Consider the following 15,270-nt stretch of genomic DNA (forward strand, 5'->3'; position numbering starts at 1 on the left):
CATGATCTTGCATACACTTTTGAACTACGACACCCTGCGTGTCATCTGGTGGGTCCTGCTGGGCGTGCTGCTGATCGGCTTTGCCGTGATGGATGGCTTTGACCTGGGCACCGGCATGCTCCTGCCCTTCCTGGGCAAGAACGACCTGGAGCGCCGCGTCATCATCAATGCCGTGGGCCCCACCTGGGAAGGCAACCAGGTCTGGCTGGTGCTGGGCGGTGGCGCCATCTTTGCCGCCTGGCCGCAGCTCTATGCGGTGTCCTTCTCGGGCTTTTACCTGGCCATGTTCGTGATCCTGATCGGTCTGATCCTGCGCCCGGTCGCCTTCAAGTACCGCAGCAAGAACGAGTCCCCCGCCTGGCGCAGCCGCTGGGACTGGGCGCTGTTTGCCGGCAGCTTTATCCCCGCGCTGATCTGCGGCGTGGCCATGGGCAATGTGCTCCAGGGCGTACCCTTCCGCCTGACGCCTGAGCTCTATATCCACTACGACGGCAGCTTCTTTGGCCTGCTCAACCCCTTCGCGATCCTCGCAGGCCTCATCTCCGTCACCATGCTGCTGATGCATGGGGCGGCCTGGCTGTGCATCAAGACCGAAGGCGCCATTGCCGCCCGTGCCCGCACCGTGGGCAGCATCTCGGCGGTTGTGACTGCTGTGCTGTTCGTGCTCGCCGGCATCGTGCTGTGGAAGTTTGTTGACGGCTACAGCATCACCTCGGCGCTGAACACCACCGGCCCGTCGAACCCGCTGTTCAAGACCGCAGCCCACGCGCCCGGCGCCTGGATGCAGAACTACCAGCAGCACCCCTGGACGATGGCTGCGCCGATCCTCGGCGTGCTTGGCTGCCTGATCGCTGCGCTGCTGCTCCGCTCCCGCAAGGAAGGTCTGGCGATGATCAGCAGCGGTTTGGGCATTGCCGGCATCATCCTGACCGTGGGCGCTTCGATGTTCCCGATGATCCTGCCCTCGTCGGTGGACCCGCGCTTTAGCCTCACGGTCTGGGATTCGTCGTCCAGCCACATGACCTTGTTCATCATGCTGGTCTGCACCCTCATCTTCATGCCGCTGATCCTGGCCTACACCAGCTGGGTCTACTCGGTCCTCTGGGGCAAGGTCAATGCCAAGGACATCAACGACGGCAACGGCCACGCTTACTGAGCGCCGCTGCACACAGAAAGGATTCGACTATGTGGTATTTCTCCTGGATTCTCGGCCTGCCGCTGGCCGCCGCCTTTGCGGTGCTCAACGCCATGTGGTTTGAGATGACCGAAGACCAGAAGCTGCGCCAGCAGCTGCTGGACGACCCGGACTCGCAGCACTGAGCTGCGGCACAAGCCCCTGAGCCTGGCACAGCGCCACGGCTCTCAACGCACAAAGGCCCAAACCTTGGTTTGGGCCTTTTGCTATGGGCTAAGAACCTGTTCTAAGAGCGATCAGCCCTGGTTTTGCAGATCTTCGGAGAACAGCCGCCAGTCCTTGCCCACCTTGCGCCAGTACTGGCGCAGCGACAAGGGCTGCGCCTGTTCGCGGCTCTTGAGCTTCAGGTTGGCCACGCGAATCTCGCCCTTGTCGTCTTTCCAGCCGTAGGTAGAGATGTCCTGCAGCTCCACACTGCGGCCCTTGAACAGCGCGGCCATGCGTGTCTGCCAGGCCTGGCCTTCGGACGAGGCCGTCCATTGCGGCGTGGCCAGCTGCAAGGCGCGCTGGGGGTCGTCCTGCATCCAGGCCTGGTGCCACTGCTGCAGCACGGCCGTGAAAGCGTCAGTGCTCTGGCGGTGCGAGGCATCGCTTGGCGCCACCCACTGCAGCTTCTCGCGGATCAGCACCGGCGTGAGCTTGTCCACCGTGCGCATCAGCGCAAGCAGATCGGGGTTGGCCAGCACCACGCAGCCATCGCTGGCCTGCGGCAGGCGGGCGAACTGGTCCGGCGGCGCGCCATGCAGCCAGATGCCGCTGCCCGAGCGGCCCATGGCCTTGTCCCAGTCATTGGGGTAGTTCAGGGTCAGAGCACCCTTGCCATAGAACTCGGGCAGGCGCTGGCCGGCAATCTGGCGGCCAATAAAGTAGATGCCTTCGGGGGTGCGCTGGTCGCCCTCTTCGAGCTTGCCCACCCCCAGCTTGCCGACGGAGACATAGAAGCTGTCGACAAGCTGCAGCTGGCCTTGGTCATGGCGCAGCAGGTAGAGGCGCGACTGGCTGGCATCGATGGCGATGACCTGGCGCACCGAGGGTGACAGCGACAGAAACTCCGCAGGCACCTGACCGGCGGCCGGCAGCGATTGGGCGCCCTGCATGCGGCGGCGGATCTCGTCCTGCAGACCCTGGAGCTGCTCCAGGGTCTGCCCGCCCTGGGCGTTGGCAGCGGGCGTGGGCGGCACCGCTGCGCCGGCCTGCGGCAGGGGTATATGTTTAACGGGCAGCACCATGGCACGCTGGGCCACCGCAGCGGGCGTCAATGCCCCGGGCTGGCCCGAGCGAAAACGCAGCAGATCGGCATACACCAGCTGCGCGGCCTGAAAATGCGGCACATCGGCCGTCAGGCTGGCGGCGGCCTTGAGGGCCTGGTCCAGCTGCTGGTTTTGCACCAGCGCAATGATCTGCACCAGGCGCTCTTCGGCATCGGGCTGGCGGGCCTTGGCGGCAGCGGCCGTCTTTGCCTGGGCAGCAGCGCGCGGCGTGGCCGGCGAGCCAGCAGCCAGCGCCGCACCTGCCGCGGCCACCACGGCTGCACCAACGCCCGAGCGCCAAAACTGCTTGCAAAAAGGCATTGCCTGTGATTCCTTCAACTGACTTCTGTGCGGACCAGCGCCGATCATAGCCTGTGCAGCGCGGAGCGATCAGCCGCCCGTGGTCTCGCGCATGATGCGCCAATGGCCTTTTTCCAGTCGCATCACCAAGGTCTTGCGGGTGGTGGTCTTGAGCGCGCCGGCCGCATAGTACTGGCGGAACTTGGCTGTTGCCTGCTCGCCCTCCACGCTGACCTGCAGATTGCGCACATTCACCACAATCGCTTGCTTGCCGACAATGCGCTGGCGCCGCTCTTCCTTCCAGGCACTGAGGCTGCCGCCACCGGCTGGGCTGAAATGGTCGCTGTAGGCGGCCAGGTAGCCGGGCATGTCCTTCTTCTCCCAAGCCGTGGCCCAGCTGTTGACGGCGCGCTCCACATCGAGCTTGGCGGTATCACGCGCTGGCTTGGGCTTGGTCTCGGCCACAGGTGCTGCCGGTTTGGCGGCTGGGGCGGCGGCGCTGGCTGCCACAGCATTGGCTGCCACAGCACTGGCTGCCACAGCCTTGGCGGGCTCAGCAGGCACAGGCGCCGGAGCGGCTGCTGGCGTGGGCGCAGGTGCCGGAGCCGCCTTGGGCGCCGGAACCGGCGTGGATGCCGCTTGGGCTACAACAGCCGGTGCAGGGCTAGGCGCAGGCGGTTTGGGCGCTGCAACAGGGGCTGGTGCTGGTGCGGGCGCTGACACCGGCGCAGGCGCAGGTGCTGGCGGCGGTGGCGGGGGCGCCACCGGTTTGGGCGGCACATCGGCTCGGGCCTGCACCAGCGCGTTCTTTCCGTTGGCGAGCGAGGCCGGGACAATCTGCGTGATCAGCGCCAGCTGGGGGGCCGTCTGCTTGGGCGCGCCTTCGAGCTGCAGCGCCTTGGCATAGGCATCGCTGGCCATGCGGGCGTAGAGGTCGCCCAGGTTTTCATGCGCCGTCGTGTAACTGGGGTTGGTGCGCATCGATTGCTCCAGCGCCTGCGCGGCCTTGCGGTCCTGGCCATCAGCGGCATACAGCACGGCCAGGTTGTTGTAGGGCTCGGGCATGCCGGGGTAATCGCGGGTCAGCTCCTGGAAGATCTTGATCGCCTGTGCATGCTGTTTTTGCTCGGTCGCGATCACGCCGCGCAAAAAGCGCATTTCCACATCGCCGGGCTGCTTGCGCAGGTAGGCATCGGCCTCTTTGGCGGCTTGCGCTGCCTTGCCCTGCTGCAGCAACTGGCTCACTTCCGCCACAGCGGGCGATGCAGGCGACGTGGGCGCGGCTTGCGCCTGCAGCGCAGCGCCCCCCATCAGCACACCTACGCAGACCGCCGCCCAGCGCTGGCGAAAAAGGACGGGCACCAGGGATCGCAGGGTAGAGCGCGCTGGGAAAGCACTTTGCATGGGGGATTTTCTCGTTGCAGTGGACCAAAAGCCGCAGAAAACAGCCAGAAATCTTGCGTATCTGTACACACATCCGTTGGCAGAAAAAGCCCCGCCTGGCGCGCGCCAAAAACCGGCCGATTATACAGACCCTGCCTGCGCCAAGGGCTGGCTGCCGGGCGGCGAAACGCTCCCCCCACAAAGGACGAACGTTACGTAACACCTCCGTAACAACTGGAGCAAAACTGCCTTTTACGCCGCACCTATGGCGTACGAAAAATAAAAATACTCATTTAAAACAATGATCTAATAAATTTCACAGAGGTAACAGCTGCCGGTTTTCGCGTTGGCACAGGAGTTGCACTCATGAAGACAAGGCCTGGGCATTTGCCCTTGAGGCCAGCCCCCAGACCGGAGACCTGCACATGACCCACAACGCCCCCTTGCTCAGCCCAGAGGTCTGCGAGACGCTGTTTGATGAAGCGCAGGAGCGCCATCTGTGCATGGAGGTGCATTGCGCACCCGGCCTGGCCCACCAGCTGAGCCTGGCAGCGCGCTTTGTGGCGCAGCAGGCGGTGGATCTGCCCAAGCCCTATGACGGCTGCCTGATGTTCTTCACCATCACCGCGCAGAACCTGCCCATCACCAGCTTCAGCATCCAGCAGCCCAGCGTTGCCGAGGCCTGGACGGAGGGCGCAGCGCGCATGCGGCAATGGGCCTGGGCGTTCAATGCCACCGGCGTGGAACTGCGCATTGACTGGGCGACCGCCGTGCTGCCGCTGCCCGGCGATGAGCCGCAGGATGCGCTGGCCGATCTGCGCCAGTCCTGGAGCCTGGCCGACAGCGCGCAGGAGCGCGCCGAGATGCTGGCGCTGCTCAGCCACCGCATGACGCGCGCACTCGCCCGCCTGCAGCTGCTGAGCGATCCAGTGCCCGCCAGCACCCTGGGCCGCTGGCAACTGCTGCTCGAAGGCCTGCACATCAGCCCGCTCGGAGAGATGCGCACCCTTCCCCGCCACGACCCCTTGTCACCCCGCAGCAGCCACGGCAGCGCGGCCTCGGCCATCTACCAGGCCACGCAGGAGTTGCTGGCCCGCAGCCAGAGCGAAGACGGCAGCTGGCCCGAAGCCAGCACCTTGGTCGACCACCTGGGCATCACCTATGCGTTGCTGCTCACCCAGCGCCAAAGCGCGCCAACGCCAAGCTCGTCGATGACCGTGCACCGTGCCATCGCCTACCAGGCCGAGCAGATGCAGCGCTGGAGCCTGCATGAATGCGGCAGCGACCTGCTCAAGGCCATGAGCCTGATCGTGCTGGTGCAGTATGTCCACCTCTACCCGGGCGCCGGCTGCGCCACACCGCTGCGCGACCTGATCGGCCTGCTGTCCCAGCAGCTCCATGGCAAGGCCGTACGCGGCGCAGGTGCCACCGCCCCCTGGGCCCAGTTGGCCTTGCAGAGCCTGCAAAAGAGTGGGCAGCAGCCCTCGGACCTGCAAGCTGCCACTGGCAGCCCCGCTGCAGACGGCGACAGCCCATGGCTGCATGCCGCCTGGCAGCAGCTGCAGGCCCTGGCGCAGGACCAGGAACACAGCAAGCTGCACCCCGAGCCCTGGGTGTCTGCCGCGCTGATGGAATGCTCTTTGCAGCATGGCCAACCGCTGTTTGCCAGCCATGCCCAGCGCAGCCAGTTTTTCTCGGGCATGCAGTCGCTGTTCAAGACCTGCTACCAACGCATGGTCTGGCCCAAGCTGCCCCATACGCAAGCCGGCCGCCAGCGCTGGAGCAGCGGCGTACTGCAGGCGCCCGTTACCGACTGCCGCGTGGCCAGCCAGCTGCTGATCACCATCAGCGCGGCGGTGAGCTTTGCCAACCTGTCGCAGGCACGCTCATTAGCGCCATAGATACCCGGCCAGCCGCAGCGCCTGGCACAACCGCCCTTTGCACCTTCAAAACCAAGGCGCCTGCTCCAAAAGGGCAGGCGCCTTGGCTGTATTCAGCGGGCTCGATCAACGCCCCACCGTCTCACTCACAATGCGCCACTGGCCTTGCTCGGGCTGCAGCACCAAGGTCTTGCGGGAGTTGCTCTTGAGCGCGCCTGCCGCATAGGCCTGCACAAAGCGGGCCGTGGCGCGGGCGCCGTCGACGGTCACCTGCACATCGCTGAGCGCCACGCTGATCTCGCGCTTGCCCTCAATGCGTTGGCGGCGTGACTGCTTCCATGCCGCCAGGCTGCTGCCGTCGGCGGGTTTGAAGGCGGGGCTGTAGGCGCCTAGATAGGTATCCATATCTTGCTGCGCCCAGGCCTGGGCCCAGGCCTGCACGGCAGCCTCCACCGCTGCTGGGGAGTTATCTGGCGTCTGCGAGGCCGTGCTGGCAGGCACGGCATCCGGCGCCGGGCCTGCTTTGGCGGCGGCACTGGCTGCTGGCCTGTCCGATGACTTGGCCGATGACCGTGCCGCCTCTGCCGCGGCCAGCTGCAGCGGGGTTGCCGAGGATATGCGCTCTGCCACCACAGGCTCGGTTGCAGGTGCAGGCACCGCAGCCGCAGCTTGCACCGGGGTCAAGCTCGGGGTGGGGGCCACTGCAGCGGCAGACTGCGGCGCGGCTGCTGCCACCGCTGTCACTGGCACAGCCGCCCCAGTCCCGCCCGGCGCAATCTGCGCGATCAGCGCCTGCTTGGGCGCAACGCCCTGGCGGGCGCTGTCCAGCTCCAAGGCCTTGCCGTAGGACTGGCTGGCCATGCGGGCATACAGATCACCCAGGTTTTCATAGGCGGTGGCATAGCCGGGCTGGGCACGGATGGCCTGCTCCAGCGCATCGACAGCCTTGCGGTCCTGCCCCTGGGCGGCATACAGCACGGCCAGGTTGTTGTAGGGCTCGGGCATGGCCGGGTAGTCACGTGCCAGCGCCGAAAAGATCTGGATGGCCTGCGTCTGCTGCTTTTGCTCGGTGGCAATCACGCCGCGCAAAAAGCGCATCTCGGCGTCCTGGGGATTGAGCTGCAAAAACTGGTCGGCCTGCGCCGCCGCCTGCGCGGTCTGGCCCTGCTCCAGCAGCTGGGCTACGGCATCCACCTCCCGTGCGGCATGGGCGGGCAGTGCCAGCAATACGGCCGTACCGCCTGCGCACAGCGCAGCCACCAACTTTGGCAACCGTGCCTGCCTTAACCAGAGAGGGGGAGAGAAGTGACGAGACGCGATGCGCATAGATGGCTTTTTAAAAGTCATGGAAACAGGGGAAATACAACGAGATTCTTTGAACAGCTTCTTTAAGCCGGCGCAGCAGTGACCAGGAGAAACACTCATGCGGCAAGAGACAGCAGAAATAGTATGCGAGCCCGGCACCTGATTCATTATGTAAATTTTTATGGATACCAGAGGATCATGATTTAAATCCTATTTAACAGCGACGCAGCAAATATTGACGGAAATGCTCCAGCGTAACGGCAGAACGTTACGTAACGCCGGAGGGAACAACATTGGACATTGCTTAAACGCCTGATCGGGCCATAGTTTTTAAACTGCGATTCATCTGCAAATAAATATATTTATTCATGAATTTCAATGACTTATGAAATACCAAAAGAACGCAGATAAAAAACAAATCCATGGCACGCAAGTTGCACAGTCTCCGCCCAGATAAGCCTCGCGAGGCAAATCGGAGCCCTTGCGTTTGATATTTCAATTTTCTACAGGACAGAGAAAATGACCACCTCCACCGCCCTCCCCTCGAATACCGCAGCTGCCGCACTGGCCACCCACGGCATGGCGTCCCAAACCGGCAGCGGCGCAGCGATGGCCGCATCGGCCAAAGGCACGCCTGCCACCCTGTCCCAGGCCAGCGCCGGCGTGCAGATTGTGCGGGATGGCCAGACGATGGCGGCCCCCGCAGGCACGGCCTTGCAAGTGGGTGACAAGATCATCGTGCCAGCCGATGGGAGCGCGCAGGCGCAGTTCAGCGGTGCCGGTGGCCAGAAGCTCGTGGGCACGTTTGCGGGCGGCACCGAGGCCACGCTGGGCTACCAGGCAGGCGCCGACGGCACAGGCGCGATGGCGCTGGATCTGGCCTCGGGCAAGGTCGATGTGGCCCCTGCCGGGGACGACACCGACGCCTTGGGCCTGGTGGTGACCCAGGAAACGGCCGAAGCCGGTGGCTCTACCTTGGGCGATTTTCTGCTCGCCGGCCTGGTGGGCATTGGTGGCGGCGCGCTGATTGCTGCGGCGCTGGACAGCGGCGACGATGACGACGACCGGACGCCGCCCATCAACCCCACCAATCCAACGAACCCCACCAACCCCACGGATCCGACCAATCCGACCAACCCTACCAACCCGACGGATCCCACCAGTCCTACGGATCCGACCAACCCCACCGATCCCACCAATCCAACGAACCCGACTAACCCAACGAATCCGACCAATCCGACGGATCCTACGAACCCGACCAATCCAACCAATCCTACGGATCCCACGAATCCGACCAACCCTACGAACCCCACCAATCCGACGAACCCGACGGATCCTACGAACCCGACCAATCCAACCAACCCCACGGATCCCACCAATCCGACCAACCCCACCAACCCTACGAATCCGACGGACCCTACCAATCCGACGAATCCTACCAACCCTACCAACCCCACGGATCCCACCAATCCGACGAACCCGACCAACCCTACGGATCCCACCAATCCAACCAATCCTACGAACCCCACGGACCCTACCAACCCTACCAATCCGACTAACCCAACGGATCCCACGAACCCGACCAATCCAACCAACCCGACGGATCCAACGAATCCAACCAACCCGACCAATCCTACGGATCCGACCAACCCCACCGATCCTACGGACGGCCATGGCCTGATCACCTCGGTCGAGGACGTACTGGGCGCGCTGGGCGGTGGCACCTTGGTGGCGCCCGTCACGGATCTGGTCAATTCGCTGATCAACCCATCGACGGGAACCCTCGCGGTGGTGACCAGCGTGCTGGAGCAGTTGACGAACACCAATGGTGGCCCTCTGGGTGTGCTGACCGAGCTGGTCGATGGCCTGGTCAATATCCAGGACCAAGGGCTGGAGCCGCTGGTTTCCACGCTCAACCAGCTGATCGCAGGTCTGGGCGATCCCACATCGACCGAAGGCATTCCCGGTCTGGTGAACCAGGTGTTGGGCGGTCTGCTCGGTGAGAACAGCCCGCTCGGTGAGCTGCTTGCGGGCGTGGGTGGTCTGCTGGGCGGCTTGCTGGGCGGCGGCTCCGGCACGCCGCCCGGTGGTACGGACGGCCCCGGCATCGTGACCACGGTGCAAGACGTGGTGGACGGTTTGCTCGGCGGCACGGTGGCAGAGCCGGTGGGCCAGTTGATCGACAGCCTGCTGCACCCGACCGATGGCACGCTTGCAACCGTGACCGGTTTGCTCGAAGGCCTGACCAGTGTCGAAGGCGGCCCCCTGGGTGTCTTGACCGAGTTGGTCCATGGCCTCACCCAAGTGGACGGCCAGGCGCTGCAGCCGCTGATTGGTACCTTGAACGAACTGATTGCCGGCTTGGGCAGCATTGGTGAAGGTGGTATCAGCGGCGGCCTGATCGGCTCCATCGTCGACAGCATCTTCGGCGGCCTGGTGCCTGGCGGTGGTTCCACCGACGGCGGCCTGGTCACGACGGTCCAAGAGGTTGTCGATGGCCTGCTGGGCGGCACCGTGGCAGAGCCTGTGGGTCAATTGCTCGACAGCCTGCTCAATCCCGGCAACGGCACCCTCGCCACCGTCACCTCGGTGCTCGAAGGCCTGACCTCGGTAGACGGCGGCCCGCTGGGTGTATTGACCGAGCTGGTCAGTGGCCTGACCCAGGTCGAAGGCCAGGCGCTGCAGCCCGTCATCGGCACCTTGAACGAGCTGATTGCCGGCCTGGGCAATGTGGGTGAAGGCGGCCTGGGCGGCGGCATCATTGGCAGCATCGTCGGCGGTGTGCTGGGCGGCCTGGTGCCTGGCGGCGGCGCCACCGATGGCGGGCTGGTCACCACGGTGCAGGATGTCGTAGATGGCTTGCTGGGCGGCACGGTGGCTGAGCCGGTGGGCCAGTTGCTCGACAGCCTGCTCAACCCGGGCAGCGGCACGCTCGCCACGGTCACCTCCGTGCTGGAAGGCTTGACCTCGGTCGACGGCGGTCCGCTCGGTGTGCTGACCGAGTTGGTCAGCGGCTTGACCCAGGTGGAAGGCCAAGCCCTGCAGCCTGTGATCGGCACCTTGAACGAGCTGATTGCCGGGCTGGGCAGCATCGGTGAAGGCGGCTTGGGTGGAGGCCTGGGCGGTGGCCTGATCGGCAGCATCGTCGGCGGTGTGCTGGGCGGCCTGGTCCCGGGTGGCGGCGCCACCGATGGCGGCCTGGTGACTACGGCGCAGGATGTCGTCGACAACCTGCTGGGCGGCACCGTGGCCGAACCCGTCGGCCAGTTGCTCGACAGCCTGCTCAACCCCGGTACGGGCACCCTCGCCACGGTGACCTCGGTGCTCGAAGGTCTGACCTCGGTCGAAGGCGGCCCGCTGGGTGTATTGACCGAGCTGGTCAGTGGCCTGACCCAGGTCGAAGGCCAAGGGCTGCAACCGGTCATTGGTGCCTTGAACGAGCTGATTGCCGGCTTGGGCAGCATCGGCGACGGTGGTGCCGGCGGCGGACTGGGCGGTGGCCTGATTGGCACCGTGGTCAGCGGTGTGCTGGGAGGCCTCACCGGCGGCAATGGCGGCTTGCTGGGCGGCCTGACCGGTGAAGGCGGCCTTCTGGGGGGCCTGACCGGCGACGGTGGTCTGCTGGGCGGCGTTGTCGGCGGAAACGGTGGCCTGCTCGGCGGCCTCACTGGTGAAGGTGGGCTGCTCGGTGGCTTGACCGGTGACGGTGGTCTGCTGGGTGGACTGCTGGGCTCCGGCTCCGGCGGCGCCGATGGCAGTGGCGTAATCACTACGGCACAAAACCTGGTCGGCGATCTGGTCGGCGGCACGGCCGCAGCGTCGGTCAATACCGTGGTCGATACCCTCCTCAACCCACAAAGCGGCGCATTGGCCCCTGTGACCAGCGTGGTAGAAAGTCTCACCCATACCGGCAGCGGGCCGCTGGGCGCCGTCACCTCGGTGGCCCATGGCCTGACCCAGTTGCCTGGCCAGGCGCTGGAGCCGGTCGTCTCTGCCGTGCACGATGCCGTCGCAGGTCTGAGCGGCGGCGCCTCTGGTGGCGCAGTCGGCGGCTTGCTCGGCGGCCTGACTGGAGAAGGCGGCCTGCTCGGCGGCTCGAACGGTGACGGTGGCCTGCTGGGCGGTGTCATTGGCGGCAACGGCGGCCTGCTGGATGGTCTGACCGGTGAAGGCGGCCTGCTTGGTGGCCTGACCGGTGACGGTGGTCTGCTCGGCGGATTGCTGGGCAATGGCGCCGGCGGTGCCGATGGCAGCGGTGTAGTCACTACGGCACAGAACCTGGTCGGTGACCTGGTTGGCGGCACCGTCGCAGCGCCGGTCAACGCGGTGGTCGATACCCTGCTGGATCCACAAGGTGGCGTCCTTGCACCGGTGACCATCATTGTCGAAGGCCTGACCCAGAGCGGCAGCGGCCCCTTGGGTGTCGTGACCTCGGTGGCCAATGGGCTCACCCAAGTGCCTGGCCAGGCGCTGGAGCCGGTCGTCTCTGCCGTACACGATGTCATTGCGGGCCTGAGCGGCGGCACCTCCAGTGGTGCGGTCGGCGGCTTGCTGGGCGGATTGACGGGAGAAGGCGGCCTGCTCGGCGGCCTGACCGGTGACGGTGGCCTGCTGGGTGGTGTCGTCGGTGGCAATGGCGGCCTGTTGGGCGGCATCACCGGCGAAGGCGGTCTGCTCGGCGGTCTGACCGGCGACGGTGGTCTGCTGGGTGGCGTGGTCGGCGGCAATGGCGGCCTGTTGGGCGGCATCACCGGCGAAGGCGGACTGCTCGGTGGCCTGACTGGTGACGGTGGTCTGCTGGGCGGATTGCAGGGCAATGGCTCCGGCGGCGCCGATGGCAGCGGTGTTGTGACCACGGCGCAGAACCTGGTCGGTGATCTGGTCGGCGGCACCGTCGCAGCGCCGGTCAACGCGGTGGTCGATACCTTGCTGGATCCGCAAAGCGGCGTATTGGCACCGGTGACCAGTGTGGTCGAAAACCTGACCAGCACCAGCAGCGGCCCCTTGGGCGTTGTGACCTCGGCGGTCAATGGCCTGACGCAGGAGACGGGCCAGGCACTGGAGCCGGTGGTCTCGGCCGTACACGATGTCCTGGCCGGGCTGGGTGGCGCCACCTCGGGCGGCGCAGCAGCGGGCCTGGGCGGTGTGGTCGACGGCCTGCTCGGTGACCAGGGCGTACTGGGCAGCGTGCTGGGTAGCACCGGCGCAACGGGGGGGCTGCTGGGCGGCCTGACCGGCAACACGGGCCTGGTCAGCGGCTTGCTGGGTGACAGCGGCGTGGTCGGTGGCCTGCTCGGCGGCAACACCGGCCTGCTCTCGGGCATCACCAGTGAGCACGGCCTCGTAGGCGGTCTGCTGGGCGGCAGCGGCGTGCTCGGTGGCTTGCTGGGCGGCACGGCAGCCCCACACTTCGTGGCCAGCACGGCCGGCAGCGCGCTGCAGCCGGTGGCCACCGCCATCAGCAGTGTGGCCAGCGGCGATGCACACAGCGTGCTGCCGCAGGACCTGCTGCACCACCAACTGGCCTGATGCACAGCGCGCCCTGCGCTGATCAGTGACCCGCTTCCATCCCCATGGGTCTGCAGCGCTTGCCTGGTTTCCAGGCAAGCGCGGGGCCCCATCAAGGATTGCCATGTTCAAACTTCTCCCTCTTTCTGCCGCCGCTGTGCTGGCCCTGGGCCTTGCGGCCTGCGGCAGCAGCTCCACCACCTCCAAACGCGAAGAGCACCATTACGCGCTGTCCAAGCCTTCGGCCGAGCCCGCCCAATCGGGCGTGGCACCAGTCGTTGCCACCGCACAGCCGGGCAAAAAAGGGCCGGCCGATACGGCCCATACCGTGTATTTCGACTTTGACTCCTATACCGTGCGCCCGGCTGACCGCCCCGTGCTGGAGAGCCATGCACGCTGGATGCGCAGCCACCCTGGCCAGTCGCTGACCTTGCAGGGCCACACCGATGCGCGCGGCGGCATCGAATACAACCTGGCGCTGGGCCAAAAACGGGCCGAGTCGGTGCGCAGCAGCTTGCAGACCCTGGGGGTCGACCCCGCCCGTGTCGAGGCCGTGAGCTATGGCAAGGAACGCCTGGCCGATACCGGCAGCAGCGAAGAGGCCCACCAGCGCAACCGGCGGGTGGAGTTCGAATACCGCTGAGTGCCCTCTGCCCCGGCCTGGCATGGCGTCCTGCATCGCCCTGCCCCCTTGCCTTGTCTCAGCCCCTGGAGGACATGTGTTGGCGCACCAAGCACCCCACCGCTGGAACAAACAGGCCAGCCTGGTCCAGCAACTGGGCCTGGGCCTGGACTATTTGAAGACCCGCACCAGCCCCCTGCCCGAGCCGTTTGGCGACTGCATCTTGCTGCTGAGCGTGGCAACACCAGGAGAGCCTGTGGCGACCTTTTATGTGCGCCGCGCCACGCTGGAGGCGGCCTGGCGCGCCGGCACCACCCAGGTGCGGCAATGGGCCTGGAGCCGCAACCTCGACTGCCTGGAGCTGCGCATTGACTGGCCATCGCGCATCAGTGCGCTGCAAGGCAGCGCCGCACCGGCCAACCAGCGCCCTGCGGTCTCGGCCTGGGCGCTGGCCGACGAGAGCCTCGAGCAGGTGCAACTGGTGCCGCCCCAGCGTTGGTCGGCAACAGCCCCGGCACCGAGCGCATGGCTGCCTGGCATGGGCGAGCAGCCGGGCCGCCTGCCCCGTGCGCACTGGCTGCTGCATCTGCAAGGCCTGTTTGTCAACAGCGAAGGCCGTCTGACGCAGCTGCCGCGCGCTGACACGCCCCCGTTGCCGACCACCGGCGCCACCTTGCTCCAGAGCGAGGCCAGCATCGCCACGCTGCAGGCGCTGGCCGTGCCCGAGCCAGCACACGGCCCCTGGAGCAACGAACGCCTGGAGGCCTTTTGCGCGCGCATCTATGCGCTGCTGCTGGTGCAGCAGCGCTACCAGCAGCAGACGGGCGAGGCGCCCCCCCAGCAGCGCGGCCTGTCCCAGCTGCTGGGCCGTGCCGCGCAGCAGCTGTGCCAGCAGATCCAACGCCACCAGGCAGATGGGACGCAGCGCTTGCACCACGCGCTGTGCCTGCTGGTACTGGCCCGCTATGCACAAAGCCAGCAGACCGAACCGCTGGACAGCGTGCTGCCGGTCATGGCCCAACTGGCCCAGCGCCTGGCCCCCGGCAAGGTCGTGACTGCGCACAGCGACTTGCAGCCACCGCTGCCCACGCCCAAACCGTCAGCATTGGCGCCCGCCTGGCGCCTGGTGGCGCTGGCCGCCTATGCCGATTGCATGGGTGCGTTGGGCTGCGCATCCACTGCGGTCGCAGCGCCCAGCGATGCACCATCCGCCCCACCCGGCGCCGCCCTAGGCAGCAGCGCCAGTACCACCAGCATGGCCACGCCTGAGATGGCTGCGCTCGAAGCGCTGACCCGGCACTGGCTGCAGTGGCACCTGCTGGCCCATGGGGGCGCCTCCTCGGCGCAGCCCGATTGGTCTGTGGTGGCGGTGGCCGAGCTGGCCCTGCAACCGGGCTTGGTCCAGGCCCGCAGCCACCTTCAAAGCTGCAGTTGGCTGGCTGCGCTGCGCAAAACCTTGCAAGCCCAGCTGCCGCAATACCTCCACCCCGAAGCGGCCATGTTTATGGCGCCCGATGCGCGAGAGCAAGCCGCTTTTATTGAGCCATTTACCGGTGCAGACCCTTTGCAGGCCAACAACTGGCGTATTTACCAGTGGATTCACCATATTGCTGTTCCGCAATTAATTAATTTTTGATTAGCAAATACCCTCAATTTGTTGAACATTCACATAGAAAAAAGCTTTAAGACTCCCGCTCCGCCAATATTTATATAACCCCTATATTTAGTATCTGGGCGGGAGACATTTGTCATAAAAAAATACAATTTCTTACCATCGCCGTTCCGCGCTATGTTTGATAAAAATCAAAGTAAATTACAAGAAATGGC

Annotated in this window: 9 protein-coding genes; 6 read left to right on the forward strand and 3 right to left on the reverse strand. The window is 65.6% G+C overall.

Annotated elements, in window-relative coordinates; all coding sequences use genetic code 11:
* The first annotated feature begins 1 nt into the window (after position 1).
* Entirely contained in the window at positions 2–1,156 is a 1,155-nt protein-coding gene (cydB, locus tag N4T19_RS05865; protein ID WP_260719680.1) for a cytochrome d ubiquinol oxidase subunit II, read from the forward strand.
* A gap of 29 nt (positions 1,157–1,185) precedes the next feature.
* The gene (gene cydX / locus N4T19_RS05870) at positions 1,186–1,320 is read left to right on the forward strand and encodes a cytochrome bd-I oxidase subunit CydX (RefSeq protein ID WP_021025677.1); all 135 of its coding nucleotides are present in this window, start codon (positions 1,186–1,188) and stop codon (positions 1,318–1,320) included.
* A 111-nt stretch (positions 1,321–1,431) separates the two neighbouring features.
* Here cydX and N4T19_RS05875 read toward each other — a convergent pair whose 3' ends face one another.
* Positions 1,432–2,766 carry a L,D-transpeptidase family protein gene (locus tag N4T19_RS05875; protein ID WP_165841088.1) on the reverse strand — a complete coding sequence of 445 codons (1,335 nt, stop codon included), beginning with the start codon at positions 2,764–2,766 and terminating at the stop codon, positions 1,432–1,434.
* Between the two features lie 69 nt (positions 2,767–2,835).
* Positions 2,836–4,149: a L,D-transpeptidase Cds6 family protein gene (locus N4T19_RS05880; RefSeq protein WP_260719681.1), complete on the reverse strand. Its 1,314-nt coding sequence runs from the start codon at positions 4,147–4,149 to the stop codon at positions 2,836–2,838.
* A gap of 404 nt (positions 4,150–4,553) precedes the next feature.
* Between N4T19_RS05880 and N4T19_RS05885 the strand changes: the two genes are divergently transcribed.
* Positions 4,554–6,029 (forward strand): hypothetical protein, encoded by a 1,476-nt coding sequence (locus N4T19_RS05885; protein ID WP_116924046.1) that lies wholly within the window; start codon positions 4,554–4,556, stop codon positions 6,027–6,029.
* A 105-nt stretch (positions 6,030–6,134) separates the two neighbouring features.
* Here the strand turns inward: N4T19_RS05885 and N4T19_RS05890 are convergent, their stop codons facing one another.
* Positions 6,135–7,280, reverse strand: coding sequence for a L,D-transpeptidase Cds6 family protein (locus N4T19_RS05890; RefSeq protein WP_198424325.1), 1,146 nt, complete (start codon positions 7,278–7,280; stop codon positions 6,135–6,137).
* A gap of 552 nt (positions 7,281–7,832) precedes the next feature.
* Here N4T19_RS05890 and N4T19_RS23265 point away from each other — a divergent pair.
* From N4T19_RS23265 to N4T19_RS05905, 3 genes are all read left to right on the forward strand, one after another.
* On the forward strand, positions 7,833–12,842 hold the full coding sequence (locus N4T19_RS23265; RefSeq protein ID WP_313900085.1) for a hypothetical protein: 5,010 nt from the start codon (positions 7,833–7,835) through the stop codon (positions 12,840–12,842).
* A 103-nt stretch (positions 12,843–12,945) separates the two neighbouring features.
* Positions 12,946–13,464: an OmpA family protein gene (locus N4T19_RS05900; RefSeq protein ID WP_182341779.1), complete on the forward strand. Its 519-nt coding sequence runs from the start codon at positions 12,946–12,948 to the stop codon at positions 13,462–13,464.
* Between the two features lie 79 nt (positions 13,465–13,543).
* Positions 13,544–15,079, forward strand: a complete 1,536-nt coding sequence (locus tag N4T19_RS05905; RefSeq protein ID WP_182341782.1) for a hypothetical protein — start codon at positions 13,544–13,546, stop codon at positions 15,077–15,079.
* Positions 15,080–15,270 lie beyond the last annotated feature (191 nt).

The sequence above is a fragment of the Comamonas squillarum genome, assembly GCF_025309455.1.
GTDB classification, from domain to species: Bacteria; Pseudomonadota; Gammaproteobacteria; order Burkholderiales; family Burkholderiaceae_C; genus Comamonas; species Comamonas squillarum.

Bases quoted from the DNA above. Each gene is read 5' to 3' on its own strand.
- cydB (WP_260719680.1), top strand. From the start codon at position 2: ATGATCTTGCATACACTTTTGAACTACGACACCCTGCGTGTCATCTGG.
- N4T19_RS23265 (WP_313900085.1), top strand. From the start codon at position 7,833: ATGACCACCTCCACCGCCCTCCCCTCGAATACCGCAGCTGCCGCACTG.
- N4T19_RS05880 (WP_260719681.1), bottom strand. From the start codon at position 4,149: ATGCAAAGTGCTTTCCCAGCGCGCTCTACCCTGCGATCCCTGGTGCCC.
- N4T19_RS05900 (WP_182341779.1), top strand. From the start codon at position 12,946: ATGTTCAAACTTCTCCCTCTTTCTGCCGCCGCTGTGCTGGCCCTGGGC.
- cydX (WP_021025677.1), top strand. From the start codon at position 1,186: ATGTGGTATTTCTCCTGGATTCTCGGCCTGCCGCTGGCCGCCGCCTTT.
- N4T19_RS05885 (WP_116924046.1), top strand. From the start codon at position 4,554: ATGACCCACAACGCCCCCTTGCTCAGCCCAGAGGTCTGCGAGACGCTG.
- N4T19_RS05875 (WP_165841088.1), bottom strand. From the start codon at position 2,766: ATGCCTTTTTGCAAGCAGTTTTGGCGCTCGGGCGTTGGTGCAGCCGTG.